The sequence below is a fragment of the Mesotoga infera genome (genome assembly GCF_900157305.1).
Classification (GTDB): Bacteria; Thermotogota; Thermotogae; order Petrotogales; family Kosmotogaceae; genus Mesotoga; species Mesotoga infera.
In genome coordinates this window covers 2,590,469-2,606,558 of sequence record NZ_LS974202.1, presented here as the reverse complement: position 1 = coordinate 2,606,558, position 16,090 = coordinate 2,590,469, and the positions used below count along the sequence as shown (strand labels likewise).

The 16,090-nt window shown below is 51.6% G+C and carries 12 protein-coding genes; all 12 read right to left on the bottom strand.

Going from position 1 to position 16,090, the window contains the following annotated elements; all coding sequences use genetic code 11:
* Positions 1–14: 14 nt before the first annotated feature.
* Complete coding sequence (locus tag MESINF_RS11855; RefSeq protein WP_169700099.1) at positions 15–368, bottom strand: cupin domain-containing protein; 354 nt, start codon at positions 366–368, stop codon at positions 15–17.
* Positions 337–1,263, bottom strand: coding sequence for an ROK family protein (locus MESINF_RS11850; RefSeq protein WP_169700097.1), 927 nt, complete (start codon positions 1,261–1,263; stop codon positions 337–339). Before MESINF_RS11850 ends, MESINF_RS11855 begins: the two co-directional genes overlap by 32 nt.
* On the bottom strand, positions 1,256–1,885 hold the full coding sequence (locus tag MESINF_RS11845) for a bifunctional 4-hydroxy-2-oxoglutarate aldolase/2-dehydro-3-deoxy-phosphogluconate aldolase (protein ID WP_169700095.1): 630 nt from the start codon (positions 1,883–1,885) through the stop codon (positions 1,256–1,258). Before MESINF_RS11845 ends, MESINF_RS11850 begins: the two co-directional genes overlap by 8 nt.
* A gap of 184 nt (positions 1,886–2,069) precedes the next feature.
* Complete coding sequence (locus tag MESINF_RS13585) at positions 2,070–3,071, bottom strand: cytochrome b5-like heme/steroid binding domain-containing protein (protein WP_197712678.1); 1,002 nt, start codon at positions 3,069–3,071, stop codon at positions 2,070–2,072.
* A 47-nt stretch (positions 3,072–3,118) separates the two neighbouring features.
* Positions 3,119–5,779, bottom strand: coding sequence for a glycoside hydrolase family 38 N-terminal domain-containing protein (locus tag MESINF_RS11825; RefSeq protein WP_169700093.1), 2,661 nt, complete (start codon positions 5,777–5,779; stop codon positions 3,119–3,121).
* A complete protein-coding gene (locus tag MESINF_RS11820; protein ID WP_169700091.1) occupies positions 5,763–6,995 on the bottom strand; it encodes a uroporphyrinogen decarboxylase family protein in 1,233 nt (410 codons plus the stop codon). The genes MESINF_RS11825 and MESINF_RS11820 overlap by 17 nt, the downstream gene beginning before the upstream one ends.
* A gap of 1 nt (position 6,996) precedes the next feature.
* Positions 6,997–9,681 (bottom strand): glycoside hydrolase family 38 N-terminal domain-containing protein, encoded by a 2,685-nt coding sequence (locus MESINF_RS11815; RefSeq protein ID WP_169700089.1) that lies wholly within the window; start codon positions 9,679–9,681, stop codon positions 6,997–6,999.
* 18 nt (positions 9,682–9,699) lie between these two features.
* A complete protein-coding gene (locus tag MESINF_RS11810; protein ID WP_169700087.1) occupies positions 9,700–10,686 on the bottom strand; it encodes a LacI family DNA-binding transcriptional regulator in 987 nt (328 codons plus the stop codon).
* 5 nt (positions 10,687–10,691) lie between these two features.
* Positions 10,692–12,857: a glycoside hydrolase family 38 N-terminal domain-containing protein gene (locus MESINF_RS11805; protein WP_169700085.1), complete on the bottom strand. Its 2,166-nt coding sequence runs from the start codon at positions 12,855–12,857 to the stop codon at positions 10,692–10,694.
* 19 nt (positions 12,858–12,876) lie between these two features.
* Positions 12,877–13,719, bottom strand: a complete 843-nt coding sequence (locus tag MESINF_RS11800; protein ID WP_197712677.1) for a carbohydrate ABC transporter permease — start codon at positions 13,717–13,719, stop codon at positions 12,877–12,879.
* A 13-nt stretch (positions 13,720–13,732) separates the two neighbouring features.
* Positions 13,733–14,620, bottom strand: a complete 888-nt coding sequence (locus MESINF_RS11795; protein WP_169700082.1) for a carbohydrate ABC transporter permease — start codon at positions 14,618–14,620, stop codon at positions 13,733–13,735.
* 77 nt (positions 14,621–14,697) lie between these two features.
* The gene (locus tag MESINF_RS11790; RefSeq protein ID WP_169700080.1) at positions 14,698–15,957 is read right to left on the bottom strand and encodes an ABC transporter substrate-binding protein; all 1,260 of its coding nucleotides are present in this window, start codon (positions 15,955–15,957) and stop codon (positions 14,698–14,700) included.
* Between the last annotated feature and the right edge of the window lie 133 nt (positions 15,958–16,090).

Genomic DNA, 16,090 nt, shown 5'->3' with positions numbered 1-16,090 from the left:
TCCAGAGTGGCGCCTCATGCGTCGATTTTAAAAACCCACTGAACATAAATGCCAGAATCCACGAGAACAGTGTGGGCGACCGAAGCGGGAATCAGAAGCGATTCACCCTCCTCTAGGGTGAATTCCTCGCTGGCGAGCATCTCGTCGCTGCGGTACTCGCCATCGGCTATCTCCTGGATTTCTCCAGTAAGTTTCCCGGTTTTTACACGTGCCTTCCCGGAAATAACGACATAGAGGTCGTGCTGGTCGCGGTGTGCCTCCGGGCGGCCTGAAAAGGGCCCGGTGATCTTCACCGCTTTAGATGAGAAGCCCTCTATACCCCTCGAAAAATCTCCCTCATGAACTGAATATTTTATCGCTCTTTTCATTCTTCCTCACCCCCATCGATCTGGATAACTGCAACACTCCAATTATGCCGGGATCGGGCTCCGCCGAGGGAGGTTCGATCACAACGGTTTTATCCGGAAGTATGTAATAGAACTTCGCAAAAAAATCCACCACCAGCTTGCGGTAGTGGGGATTCTTTCCCAGGCTGCCTCCGATAACCAGCACGGCCGGGTCGAGCGCATCGATCATGTTGGCGAGAAAACGCCCCAGGAACATGGCCCCCTTTACAACGATCTCGACGTACTCCGGTTCCCCCTCTCTGGCGAGGTCGATTATCTCCTCTGTGGAAAGACGCTTCCCCAGGAGTCTCTCTACCTGGCTGGAAAGACCCCTTCCCCCGGCGATAGCCTGAAGACAGCCCCTGCGTCCGCAGGTACATTCCGGCCCGTCAGGAAGCACCGTAGTGTGGCCTATCTCTCCTGCCGCACCATGGGAGCCTCGTATTATCCGGCCCGACGATACTATCCCCATACCGATGCCCGTGCTGACGGTAACGTAAACTAGAGAATCTATACCCGGTCGGGCAGACCACTCGCCATAGGCGGCCGCATTGCAGTCGTTTTCAACGATTCCTTGATTTCCGAAAAGCTGACTGAGCCTTTCGTAGAGATTTACATCCTTCCAGCCGAGGTTGGGAGACCATATCAACCTGCCGGTCGAAACATCGACCGCCCCGGCCGTGCAAAGTCCCCAGTACCTCACATTCGAAGGATCAACGTATTTCGCGCAGACCTTCGATAATCTGGTTATGAAGTTCTCCAGCCCGGCGTAGGGATCGGTTGGAAATCTGTCCACTTCCGACGGTTTTACAGAGTCATCTTCGAAGACCGCTACCAGCGTCTTGGTCCCACCGACATCTATCGCAAGATCAGTCATCGATTATCCCCACCGCGGTCTTCATTCTGGAAATTCTCTCCGAAATCTCTCCGTATTTCCTCTCTTCGAGGAGCTCCGCGTTGGCTATATAACTCCCCACACCGAGGGCTGCTGCACCCTCCTGGATGAAGGTAGCCGCGTTATCGGGCGTGACGCCTCCAAATGGCATGAATCTGGCCTGCGGGAACGGTCCCCTGTAGGCTTTCAAAAGTCTGAGCCCTTCAAGTTCCCCCGGAAAGAGTTTCAGAAGTGTAAAGCCCATGTTCAAAGCCGTCTGGATCTCCGTAGAGGTATAAACTCCCGGTATATATGGGATACCATCTTTCAACGAAAGTGAGGCGACCTCGTGACTGAAACCGGGGCTGAGTAGGTAATCGGCGCCGGCACGCAACGCCTTCGAATAATCATCTGTGTTGAAGATCGTACCCGCCCCCAGAAACAACCTGTCGCCGAAGTGTTTTTTGAGTTCCTTGAGTGATTCGTAGGCCCACCGGTCGGAAAAGCTAACTTCGGCAAATAGAACTCCCGCATCGTGGAGCAAACCGCATAGATCGATAGTTCTTCCGGTATCCAGTCCTCTTATGACTATCAGAAGCCTGCCTTCTATGAGTCTTTGAAACATCCAAACACTACCCCCATCTCCATAAGATTTTTGAAAATGTTCTTTGAAAAGCCTGTGGCAAAAATGTGTAGGACCCGTCCACGCGTCTTCAATACCATCATACCATCGAACCGGCGGGTAGTCTCACGAAATCGTTCTAGCCTTTTTTCTCTTTGTTCTGAACACGATAAAAAACGTGGATCTTTCAGTTTCGCACTATATATCCGATAATATGCGCATTTTCGAGCTTCGAGAGTTCATTGCCCAGCGAGGTTCCGACCTCGATTCCGTAACCGGCAGTCCAGTCGATGTCGGCCACATCGTAAACCACGCCTTCGTACGAGACGAGCTTACGGTTATCCGCGACACCGTCGTATCTCTTCAGCTGTTCCAGCGTAAAGACCAGTATGCCTATAAGGTAAGCCTTGTCAAGGCTTGCCGCTCCATGGGGCGAGTCGTGAAGTATTTCCACGGTTAGCTCATTACCGGCCATATGAAGTCCACACTGGTGGTTTCCACCCTTCCATGAAGCGAGAGCGCTCACGTCGTAAACCCTCCCTTCTACGGCCACATAGGTCTTCTTTCCACCATTCCCGTTCATCGTTTTCAACTCGTCGATGGTCATACCAAATATGGCAACGGCATCGACCCCTTCGATCTTGCGTACTCCGTGAGGGGAGTCCTTCGTGAGCTCGGAAGTCAATTCCTCTCCAGCCAGATGAATGCCTCCCTGGTGTGAACCGTTTCGCCATCTGCCCAGCCGCGAGAAATCGTACACCTTTCCCCAGGCAGCGACGTAACCTTTCCTTCCACTCTTTCCGTCAAATTTTTTCAACTCTTCTAGAGTGATCACCAGAACGCCGACCGGCTCTATGTCCGCGATCTTCCCCTCCCTGTGAGGAGAAAGACTTTTCAATTCGTATGTCAGTTCGGTGCCGGCCGAGTGTTGAGACATGTGGTTACCCCCTGTCCAGCGTCTCAGCTGGGAGAAATCGTATATGGCGCCCTCGACCGAGACGTAGGCGGGGGATCCTGACCTGCCGTTGAACCTGGACAGGGCCGATATCGTGTACATCGGCTGAACGGCCTGGAACTCTTTCATATCTATGCTCGCCAGAGAAAAATCCTTCAATGCAGTCACGGCTGTAGCCGCGAAAGCGATCAGAATAAAGAGGATCGTTAGAGTGATCGAACGTGTTCTACCCATCGAGACACCTCCATTTGAAATTATACAAAGGATAACACGTCCGGACCTTACTCCTGCCAATCGGAGAGTGTCAGTCTGCCGTTGACCTCCAGTTCGAGTGTTACGACCTTTTTCGGTCCGCAAGCAATGCATACCACACCGTTCTCGATTGGAACTTCTCCGCTTCTCTTCTCGTTGGCCGTGCAAAGAAAGGCCTTCCTGAAGAGCCCCTCTCTCAGCCTTATTTCTACCCGGTCCTTTTCCGTAGAAAGGTTGGCCAGTCTCAGGATGAAACTCTCCCTGCTTTCTGACTTCTTCATTGCCGTAATTTCTGTTGTTGAGCTATCAACAGTAAGAGGGGCTTCGGGAAGCCTTCCAGTGAAAGCGAGTGCCAGAGGTTTTTTCAGGTACAGAGAACTTTTCTTCAGTGCCTCTTCTAGCGAATCTATGAAAAAGACCGAATAATTGAAGAACAACCGTCCTTTCATCTGCGCCCCGGGAGTCTCTATCTTCGGGCCGGCAGGTCTTTTCATGTTCGAGAGTGGATATGGAGAGGCGATATGACCGACGGCCCTGAAAAGAGTCAGCCTGAGGCCATGCACCGAACCTTCGAATTCGTTGATCCCCCTGGCGCTCACGGCAAATCCCTTGAAATTGTCGATGCTTTCTATCTCTCCGAAGAGACCGTTGTTGGGCCTCGCAACCGGCTCGTCCTCTATCCAGTTTGGGTTGAATCGAGAGATTTCATCCTTTGCAGCCTTTACTATGTCGAAGGGGGTTTTGTAGAAAAGAGCCTTTCCAGGTCTCTCACTCCAGAAATTAACCTGAACCCTGTGGTTCTCGCAATTGTTTTCGATTTCGGTCTCGATCTCCAGAACACCGTTTGTCTTTATGAGTTTCAGGACACACTGGATGGGCATCTCTTTCCTGTCATAGCTCCTTTTCCGGCCATTTTCCGACAGGCCTGCCGGAACTGGCAGGGAGTACCGCAACCTTATTGCCTTCTCCAGAGGCCCATTTTCGATTACTTCTATAGCCTTAAGACAACCGGAACTCGTGACAAGTGTATCGAAAAGCGGCTTTGAGTAAACGTACCCATCTCCGCAGTCCCCGCCATCCTCGAAGAGGTTTGTGAAGAGCTTTTCACCTGTTACCCTGTTGAGGACTTCGATTGTTCCATCTGGCAGAACGTTCACGCTCATGTGCTCGTTTTCCAACCGGAGAGAGTTATCCGTCCCGGAGTGGCTGTGACTCACTGGCATCTCTGAAGGAGAGATGTAGAACCTTTTAAAGGAAAGCCCTTCTATCTTCGATTTTATGTAGAACTTAACGGAGACTACTTTCTCGATGGGCGCCGATTTACCGAGGTAATTTAGGGCTTTCACGACTTCATTCATCGAAGAGATCTGGAACTCTACCTCTTCGCCCTTCTCGTCTATCATCACCGGCCTTCTCGGGGGATTTCCGATAACCATCGCCGGAAGGTCGAGATGTATCTCGATCTCATCCCTGGAATACTGCGAAGAGTTGAAAACAACGAAAGAGCCGTTTGATCCTTCAGGTGTGACAGAACAGAGAGCTGCCAGAGAATCGAAGGCGACATTTCTGGCTATCTCCACTGAGTGTGAGTATCTGCGCGACATGTCCAGATGGACCTCATCGATGCTGCAACCACCGATGCTGTCATGGGCGAGGTTCTGGAGAAGCAGTTTCCAGGCTTCGCGTAGGAAACCACTGGGGTACTTCTTGCCGTTGAGCCAGGCCAGAGAAGCCAGTGGTTCGGCGTAGCTTTCAAGCCAGTTGAGCGTGTCAAAGTTTTCCCGCTTGTTGTTGCACCTTGAAGAGAGAACGTTAGGCAGAATGAAGTTGAAGTATCCCCTCCTGGAAGTGTTCACCCCCCTCAACTCGCCCCGAAGAACCTCTATCCCTTCGCAGAGTGGTATCCTTCTTTCGAGTTCTTCAGACAGATCGTTGAAGAGAACCTGTCTGCAGGAAAGAGAATCCTCAGCGCCTGCCAGGAAATCTATGAGTGGAAGAATAGACCCATCGGGCTGCACGTGATCGCATCCATCCATAAGAACGACTAGGCCAGTGAGCGAATTCTTCATGAACTCCGTGGCTGAACCGATGAAAAAAGCCGAATCTATAGGCTTTCCCTCGGGAGTGAAGGCCATGTTGCAATACCCCTGCCTCTCGGGAAGTCTATAAGTGTAGAGACAGCTGCCATCGGCACCCTTCCATATAAACTCCCACGGCCAATCGTCACCGGACACACCGCGCCATATAAGCGAAGATGATATACCGAACTGCCTCGCTATCTGCGGCATCTGGGAGTTGTGACCGAAAGTGTCGGGAAGATAGGCCAGTCTCTGCACCTCACCGAACTCTTCGGCCAATTGAGCACCCAGCAGGAGGTTTCGTATCAGGGCTTCTCCATCGGAAAGAAACTCATCGGTCTGAACGTACCACGGCCCTATGCCGATTTTCCCCGATTTCACCAGTCTTTGCAGGACCGGCCGCATTTCTGGCCTTATTTCCAGATAGTCTTCCAGTACGACTACCTGACCGTCGAGGTTGAAGCAGCCGTAATCGGCGTTCTCCTGGAGAACCTCTATGAGTCTGTCTATAGCCTTTACGAGTCTGTACCTGAAAGATTGGAAAGACTCGTACCACTCTCTGTCCCAGTGAGTATGGGAGATAACGAGGACGACTCTATCTTTTCCGGCCACCGTACACACCTCTTCCGTATTCGTAAGCCGTGTCAAAGAGCCGAAGAATCTTTTCCGGTGGTATCTCCATCTGTATATTGTGGATCGAGGCGAAAACGAACCCACCTCCAGGGGCGAGTATGTCTATGCGTTTCTTGACATCCTCTTCGATCTCTTCTAGAGTCCCGAATGGCAACAGGTGCTGCGTATCGCAACCTCCTCCCCAGAGAACTATTTCGTTCCCGAACTCCCGTTTGAGCAGGGTAGGATCCATGTTCTTCGCGTTTGTCTGGATGGGGTTGAGAACCTGAACACCGGCTTCTATGAAATCTCTTATGAAGGGATAGATCGATCCGCAGGAATGGAGAAAGATGAAAAGGTTGGGTCTCTTCGAATGAATGAAATCACAGAGGGCCTTCAGGCGTGGCTTGAAGAGCGATTTGAATGCCTGTGGCGAGATCTGAGTGTTTTCCTGTGTCCCGTAGTCGTCACCGATTTGTATAAGGTCGATATCACCGCCGACTTCTAAGAGGTATCTCTCGAGTTCGATCGTGTACTTCTCGAGAAGTCTGTCGAGAAAGTACTCAACCAGCTTCCGGTCCGTTATCATTCTTTCCATGAATTCCTGGTAGCCGAAGTAGCTATGGCCGGCCTCAAGAAAGTTCCCGCCGAAAGTTCCTATCACGGCACAGTCGGTAGAGCTCCTCAATTCTCCCAGCTGGTCCTTCAAAAAAGCGATCTCTCTTTCAGTAAGGTCTGGATAGACGGCTTCGTCGATCGCTTTTCTGTCCTGCACACCGGTCAGCGGAAAGTACTTCCCATCGAAATAGAATCCGCCCTTCGGCATGCTGGCGACGATCCTACCCTCCCTGACTATCGCCCTGGAGCCGTCAGGCATCGTCACGGGATCGAAACCGTCGGGCAAAAGATACCTTCCGCCGTCTTTGAACATATCGTACTCTTTCCATTTATCTATTCTTGTATCGAATCCACCGTCAAGCCTCTTGAGTTCAACTACATCCGAATGGACGCGCCGCCTCACTTCTTCCTCGACGAGCGCCAGCTGCTGGAAGACGTCGAAGATCTTAACCGACCTATCGGAAAGTCCCATGTATTCTTTGAGCTTTCCGTAAGCTATTGCGTGTATACCAGTCGATCTCATGCCCCCAAGATCCAGGGGAACCCGGTCGGCTTCTCTGTGATTGAGTGCTTCGATTATTCTCTCTCTTGAAGTCATTTCATCCCTCCGCTCCTCTAACTCGTATGAAACTGTAAGGTTCCAGAGTATATCTGATCCCCTCGCCTGTGTAGAGATAACCCGTCTCTCCCGCAATTTCCTTGGCGAAGAGAGCTGTCTTCGTCGAATTGTCGCGCCCGAAAAACAATTCGACGTTCTCGCTCGCCCTCAAGCCTGCCAGTAACGGTTCCTTTCTGAGGTCGCTCCTGAAGACCGAGAGGGGGTGTCTGATCGCGGCAGAGTATCGGCATAGCCCTGACGATTTGATCGACAGTCTTACCGCGAATTCCATAGGTTCACCGTTTAGGAAGGGGCTGGCAAAACGATTTTGAAGATTTCCGCTGAAGAGCCTGAAGAAAAGCCTGCCGCTGGCCTGATGGATCGGTCTGAACTGCAGTGGCGAGGGAGATTCGAAATCTACAAGGTTGATGCCTTCCAGGCCGATGTTGAGCGAGCAATCGCGATCATTCGGGCTTTCTATTCTCAAAGCTCCCAGGACCGTCAAAGTATCCGTACCACTGCCGCTTATTAGGTCTTCGAGCCTCGCAATTCTTCCGGAGGTGCGGTAGCTTATCTTCGGCCGCTCCATTCCGAGAGGTACTTCGAGGAAGAGAAAGTCCGACGGACCGACGCCATATACATAGTTGAATCTGACGGCTAGAATTATCTCCCCGGACTTCGCCGGCAGGAGATACGTCTTTCTGAAGGGTCTGCAGTAGAGATCGAGCGGTTCGAACTCTACTATCGTACCCCAGGCAGATTCAAAGACCCTGTGACCACATTCCAGAGGCAGATAATCCTCCTCGCTACCCGGGGGCGTCCTTCCTGTGTAAAGCTCGTCGTGGTTGATGGCGTCGGACAGGTTATCGACAGGGTTTACGGGCAGACGGACGATCTTCAACCTTCCGGCAGTCAGAGGAGGAGAGAGAAGTTCCCGGTCGCTTTCTCTGACCACGACCGAACACAGTTCACCCCTGTCGTTGAAGGAGAGCTCGTAGTCGCAGGTCGTGATATCGAGACCGCCTTTCGAATGGGATGTCTCTCTGGCGCCTCTCACAACTTTACCAGGCAGAAAGCTCCGGTGTTCGAAGGCTTCCAGTCTCCCCGGGTAGAAGTAAAGCTTACCGCTGTAAAAGAGCGAAGGAACATAGGTGCCATCGGACGCCTTCAAACCAAGATCTGGATCATCGCAGTCCATGACACAGAAATCGTTTCTGGCTACACCGGTCGGGTTTAATACTGTGATGTATCTGCCGGAGCCGAACAGGCTTTCTCGAAGTTCAACGAGTATTCTACCTGACAGGCGGCTGGCCCGGAAGATCCAGCCGAAACCCTGGGAGACCGCCTCCAGGATCGCTTCCGGGTCTTTAGACAGATAAAGACCGCCACCACCTGAATGCTCGTTGAACCCGCTCAGCAGCTCGAAACCTTCCTTGATTTCCTCCTCATGACCGCCACCCGAAACGTGGTTCAGCAGAGCAGCCTCGTGTAGCATGGAGAAAGTGATCGAAGAGAGAGAGTTCTCACGTGGATAGGCCAGAACATTCGAAGTCCACCAGCCGTTGAATTCACCCTCTATTTCCGGAAGATTTGAAGCGAAGGATCTCAGCCTTTCGAAAAAGCCGTCGATGGTAGCCGTTGTAATGCGGGGATTTCGCCAGATCAGGTTCCACTCTTTTATCAGTTCGACCGGGATGAAGACCGGTTCCCTGTTGTCGATCGCCATTGGAATGGCAAAGACGGGCAGTCCGTATCCCCTGCCATCCATCGCGACTAGTTTTTCCAGAATTTCGCCTTCGAGCGTCTTTAAATCCGATCCGAAGAACCTGTAACCTTCTATATATGCCCATTTTGGATCATCCGTGAACCATGTTAGTATTCTCTTTCCTCCAGGGAGTTTCCACCAGAAGGGTGATCGCAGGTTCGTATACTCTTTGAAGGGTGCCACGAAGTTGTTTATCGACATGAAGAGATTTTCTACACCGCTTTCGGCGAGCAGTTCGAGAAGACCGGTGCTCATTCCCGGCACGTCGCTTAGAAAGGCGCTCTTGATAGATATACCCGCCGCCTTCAGAGATCTTACCTTTCTCAGAGAGTGGAAGAGTTCTTCGAATTCCGCTCTGTCGGCGTAATGGTGAAGGAAGAGAGCGCCTATGCCGAACTCGCCCACTTTCAACAGGTCGTGGACTTTCTGCGTCTGGTCGGGACCATGAACCTTCTCGAAGCACGACAGTGCCCATGTGGTCTCTATATTCCACCTGAACCGGGACTCTTCCGGGAAGGCCAGACTGTTGCGGTGATACTCCAGAGCCTTAGCTGTATAGACGGCCTGGAGCTTCTCTACTTCACTTATAGAGGCAGTGTAGCCCAGATCAACGTGCGAGAACATAATGAGATCGAACTCCACAGTCCTCGGTGGCTCAAGCTCCAGGCATTTTTCCAACATCTTTCGATCAGACAAAACGACGATTTTCACGGGGCCTCTTTCGACAGAGAACAGCCATGTCGATTGGCCCGGGGCGACGGTTGCTTCACACCTTGTATCGGCCTGTGAAAGAGAGATTTCGCAGGCTTTTCCGGAAAGGTTACGCACCACCACCAGCCTCGGCGCATTGCCGGCCCTCCTCAACAGATCGGTGAAGAGTATCTCTAATTTAAAGTCTCCTCCCATCGAAACTACTCTCATGGAATCGCCTCACAAATCCTATCGCTCGACGAGTACAGTCTCAAGGAAGATCCTTCTCTGTTCGCCCCGGTCTCCGTTCAACCTTTCAAGGAGAATCGTCGCCGCCTGCCGGCCCATTTCTCTGGTCTTCTGAGCCACGGTTGTCACTGGAATCTTCAGGAAGGAGAGAAAATCGAAGTCGTCGAATCCGCAGACCGTGATTTTACTCTCCAGCTCCGGATTCTCCAGAAGGTATTTGACAACGCCCAGCGTTATGTCTCCGGTGCTTGCGACTATTGCCTGTGGCGGATCGTCAAGCGCCATCAGTTTTTTTGTGCTTTCGTAGCCGTTTTCCATTCTCAACAGTTCCCCGCAGACCATGTACTTCGGATGCAGACTTATCCCGCACTCGAGTACTCCATCGACAAAACCGTCCATCCTCTCCTTTATGGCCGACGCATCCTCTTTCTGTGAGATGAAAGCGATCTTATCCTTCCCCTTCGAAACGAGGTGTTCAACGAGCATTTTTGAGCCGTTGCGGTTGTCACTCACCACGAAATCGAAACGGGAACGGGGTATGTACCTGTCCAGGAGGACTATCGGAACGCTTATACTGCTGAGAAACCTTATGGATGCCTGGTTGAAGATTCCTCCCACGTAGAAGAGGATCAGACCGTCCACGCGTTTTTCCAGAAGTAGCTTGAGCTCACGCATCTCCTTAGCTGGGTCGTTGTCGGAGACGCCGAGCAGGATGTTGTAGCCGGCCGGCGAGCAAACACTCTCGAGTCCGTCGAATATATCGTGCATGAAAGACCTCAGGTTCGGTAGGACCAGACCTATCGTCATCGTTTTCTTCGTTACCAGACTCTTGGCGGCCTGGTTGGGCAGATAGTTCATATTTTTGGCTATGGAGACGATCCTCTCTTTAGTCTTTCTGTTGACTCTCGGATCATCCCTCAAAGCCCTGGAAACCGTGGAAACCGATACTCCAACTAGTTCTGCGATCTCCTTCAGACCGATACTCATAGCAATCACCTTTCTTCGTCGTTCGCAGCTGGGAGTACGAATGGGGTATCGACAAAGGCAACGGCCCTGTCGAATCCACCGTTCTCGAGTGTATCTATGTAGAACGAAAAGGTCAATAAATCTGGGGCACCAGGCTCGTTTTCTCCCAGCGGCACTATCCCGCAGTCCGATGTGGCGCTGTAGGTGTAATGCCTCAGGAGCTGGAACCTCAATCTTCCATCTAGATTGAAGGAAAAGCTCTGGCGGCTGGCAAGAACGGTTTTCTCTCCGGATCTATCGAGTATCACAAAGCTGTCGAAGGGTATGAAGGGCGGCCTCGCCCCAGCCAGCTCGCTCTCTATTTTAAGGAAGGATCTCGCTCCCATGTACTCCAGACCGGTGATACCGTCAAGGCCCAGCGAAAGAACATAGTTTATCGAATGATCCCTGTACGGTACTTTTGGCAGACCAGTTCTGTCGACCACGAGAGTTATCTCCAGGCCACCGTGCGAAACGGCGGTCAGAATTATCTGCGAAAGCGGCCGATCGTCGTAGTCCAGAGTAACGACTTCCTTCAAACCGTCGAAAGACCTCTCGTACGATGAGATCCTAGCATCTATCTGTGAAAATTCTTCGGGGCTTCCGGTCAAATAAGATTCCAGACACAGGTCGAGATGTAAATCGCTGCCGCCGTCACGATGGACGGTCACATTTATCGATCCGTTTCCGGTCTCTCTCCAGTCGAGCCGTGTAAGTTTGTCAAAGTCAGTTTTCATTTCCGTTTCCGTCATATAACCTTTCAGAGTGGCCGAGTTGAGTCCTTTCTTAAGCGGTAGCAGGAAGTAGTACCCCTGGGTGTGGACATTCCACAGATCCCTGTATTCTCGAGAGAAGGCGTGTCCGGCGAAGACCTCGCCCCCGATCTCCAGTAGCAGCGACTCGCCTTCGCGTACCTGCGCCGGTATCTCTACGTGGTACTGGCCATCTCTCAGAGAGACAAGGAAGAGTTCATGGGGAGATTCCGTGTCCCTCATCTTCTTCAGAAGTCTTTCGAGTGTAGAGTAAGCATCGGTTGCGAAGCCCACGACACTCGCATTCGAGGTGATGTTCTCCGCAAGGGTAAGTTTGCCAGGCCAGCCAGCCGTTACAGTCGAAGTGTGCTCGCCGTACAGCACCAGATCAAGATCCATACTGCTTTTCAATTCTGGATCGACTCTCTCAAGATCTCCATCGAGTTCCCTGGCGAACCTCTGGACGCGTCTGATCGCACCCGCCGAATAGGGTCCGCCGCTTTTAACGATTTCCCACCAGCCCGACCAGTCGCCCCTGTAAACTTTCAGATCCCGACCGTACTTCTCTTCCATCGTTCTCATGAATTGGTAGGGTGTCGAGACGACCAGCTCGACTCCCGTGTTGTCGTCCCATCCCCGGTAGAGTTCCAGATACGCGACCGCTCCGGGGAAATATCCCGCGTTATCGAAGGCGACCATCACAGCCACATCCGAGTACGGATAGCCTGATATCTCTAGGTTATTAATATAGTTGCGCAGCAACGAGGGGCTTTTGAGAAAGTATCCCTCGGCGTAGCTGTCTTTGCTTACCCAACAAAGAACTCGCTTCCCAAGCGGGCCCTCCCAGTAAAAAAGGTTGTGGCTTTCTTCCAGGGCCAGTGCCGGTGGGTAGGCGTCGTTAATTCCGCTCATGAAGTAACCTATCCCACTTCCGGCAAGTATGTCCGGCAGATCGGCCGTATAACCTGGAACATCGTTCATTAGGCAGACCGTGAGGGGAAACCCGCTTTCACGGGCGAAATTCATGGAGCTCTCTAAAGCCTTCGAGAGCACATAGTCGTTCGCAAAACCTGTGTGCATCGAGCCATAAGCCGCCCCAAACTCTATTCTTCCCTCCCGAGCGTAGTTCCTGTACAACTCGATTAGATCTGGTTCGGGAGAGGATTTTAACCAGCATTCAAATTGCCAGAAGGTCTCCACCGTGAACCTGAAATCGGGGAAACTCTCCATAAAGTCGGGGAGATCGTTGTACATCTGAACGTAATAACTTTCGACTTCGAGCTGCGTTCCGGTGAACCCTATATCCTGGTGACTGAAGGGTATGAGGTGAACTTTCTCGATCTTTGCCACAGACACTACCACCAGCAACAGGACGGCCAAAGTTGCCACGATTCTTTTCATGCTTCGATTCCCCCGTTTCTCATCTTATTCCTGCCCTCAAAGTGAAGCCGCGCATCATCTTGTCCTGAGCCGTGAAATAAAGGATTATCAACGGTAGGGCCGTGAGAGTCGAGGCGGCCATCAAAAGGTTCCAGTTGGTCGAATACTGCTGCTGGAAACCACGCAATCCTATCGCCAGAGTCCACATCGAAGGATCGTGGAGATAGATCAGCGGCCCGAAGAAATCGTTCCATGTGAAAACGACCGTGAAGAGCGCCACAGTGAAAAGCGCCGGTTTGGAGAGCGGCAGGATTATCTTGGTGAAGATCCTCAGTTCCGATGCGCCGTCAATTCTGGCCGATTCCATCAACTCGTCAGGAATGGAGATGAAGAACTGCCTCAGCAAGAAGATATTGAAGGCACCGCCCCCGCAGAAAGCTGGCACGATCAGAGGCAGGTAACTATTAACCCATCCTAACTGCGTAAAGAGTATATAGACCGGTATTATGAGTACCTGTCCTGGAATGAACATGGTGGCTATTGTCAGGTAGAAGATGAGGTTTCTGCCCCTCCACTGCAATTTGGAAAAGCTGTAAGCCACCAGAGAAGCCGTGAGAGTGTTACCCAGAACATTCATCACCGTCAGAAAAAGCGTGTTGAGGAAGTACCTCAAGAAAGGAAAACTGTTGACCGCCTTGGCGTAGTTGCTCCACTGGGGAGGGTCTGGCAGCCACCGCATCGGTATAGACATGATCTGTGGGTCAGGCTTGAGCGAAGTCGATACCATCCAGAAGAGAGGTATCAGATAGACCACGCTGAAAAAACCAAGAATCCCGTATATAGTGATACTCCTTATTGATTTCATTCTGTTGAGGCTTTTCATGGGTCACCTCCCGTCAGTAGTCCATCCATCTTCTTGAGATCCTGAAAAGAAGGATAGTCATCGGTACGAGTATCATAAACATCACCCAGGACATCGCCGAGGCATAACCCATCCTCACATCCTTGAAGGCGAGCAGGTAGATCTTCAGATTGACGAAGGTAGTCGATTCAAGAGGACCACCGGCCGTCATTATGTAAGATTCCGCGAAAACCTGAGAGGCCGCTATGAGACCGGTTACCACGTTGAAGAAGATCACGGGCATTATCATTGGAACGGTGATACGCCAGAACATCTGGAGCTTGTTAGCCCCATCGAGTTCGGCCGCTTCGTAGAGATACTCGGGAACATCCTGAAGACCGGCCAGAAAGATGACTATTATTCCGCCTATCCCCCAGAGGCTCATGAGGATCATCGCCGGTTTGGACCACTGGGGCGAGTTCAGCCAGAGAGGACCCTTTATCCCCACCAGTCCCAGCAACTGATTTATTAGGCCACTCCTGGGATTGAACATCATCATCCAGAGAAACATAACAGGGATAGAGGGAAGGACTACCGGCAGGAAGTATATAGTCCTGAATATCCTCATTCCCTTGAGAGCGCTGCTCAGAAGCAGGGCGAAGACGAGGCCGGCGAAGACCTTTAGAAAGACCGAGCCGAACATGTAGTAGAAAGTGTTGCCCAGGGCCTTCCAGAAGCCGGGATCGAGCGTGAAAAGTATTTTGTAGTTGGTCAATCCTATCCAGCGTGGAGCGTTGATCATATCGTAACTCGTGAAACTTAGAAAGAGTGTCGCCAGTATTGGAGCTAGAACGAAGACCGACAGCCCAATCAGCCAGGGCGCTGCGAAGAGGTAGCCGGCCAGATTTTTTCTTCTGAAGTACTTGCTTCGCTTTTTTCCCATCTTTCAGGCTCTCCCTTCAGAAAAATGAAGGGTAGCGGGACTTCGGAAATGCCGTGTCCCGCTACCCGTGATCACTCTCAGTGAGTCATTTTGTATTTTTGAATCTCTGCTTCTATGAGTTTCTGTGCGTCGTTGAGAGCCTGTTCGGGAGTCTTTTTGCCATAGATGGCCTCCTCGGTGGCGACCTGCAAAGTTTCGTACCAGAGTGGTGCTTCGAGAACGAAGGGTCTGAATTTCGTGAACTCGAGAGCATCGATCTGCATCTTCCACCGGGAGTCTTCGAGAAGATCTGATTTGTACGCGGCTTTCTTGTTGCCTATGAGTGAAGAGAGCCCATGGGCGAGCTTCAGTTGCACCTCGTCGCTCAACAGGTAAAGGGCGAACTCGACGGCTTCGATCTTGTTCCTGGATCTTGATGAGAGCTCGAGGGAGAAGCCATTGGACCATGTCGCGTTCTGAACAGGGTAAGGTATCTGGACGATTCCATAATCAAGGTCCGGCGCGTAGGTCGCAAGATCGGTTATGAAATTGCCGACCTGGATTCCCATTCCTACCTTGCCTGCGATGAAGGCATCGGCCGCGCCCCAGCCAAAGTTGGCACCGAAAGCCAGAAGCTTTTCGAGCCCCAGTTTGTTGATCAATGCGACCCACTCCTGAAGGGCTTGCACTATACCCGGGCTGTTGACGACGACTTTTCCGTCTTCTGTGATGAAATCCTCACCCTTACCCCAGACGTACATCCAGAAGTAAGACTGACCGTAAAGCGGGTTGAAACCGACGATTTCGTATTCACCGTTCTTGTCGAGAACATTGAGCTTCTCGGCAAAGGAGAGCAGTTCTTCCCAGCTTGTTGGCGGTTTGTCTGGATCGAGACCCGCCTGCCTGAAAAGCCCTTTGTTGTAGAAGAGAAGCCTTACGTCCGTCTCGAGCGGAAGAGCATAGATGCCGCCGCGATAGGAACACATCTCCAGAGGTCCTTCGAAAAAGATTTCATCAGGTTCGAAACCTGCTGCCACCAGATAGGGCTTCAGATCTAACAGAATACCCGTCGAGGCCCTCATGCCCACGTTGCCCAGATCGTGCAAGAAGACATCCGGCTCCTGTTTCGCAGCCATCGCGACCCTGATTTTGTCCCAGTAGTCCCAGAAGGATATTGCCAGATCCTCGACCTCGATCGACCCTTTGTGTGTTTCGTTGAACTGTGCGATGATTTCGTCCATGATCTCCTTAGATGGACCGGAAAGATACATGTGCCAGAACTTCACCTTCGTAGCTGCCCCTAGGGCAACGGCTACCATCAACGTGATCAAAAAAAGAATCAGTAATGGTCTTTTCACCTTAAATCCCTCCCCGGAATACGTTCGGTGCCCGTGTTGCCTGACAAACTCTATCATTTCGGAAGTTTCTTATTCGAACCCGGTAATCTCCACTTTCGGTGCTTCACGGCAAATGAAATGCGATTATTGGTTA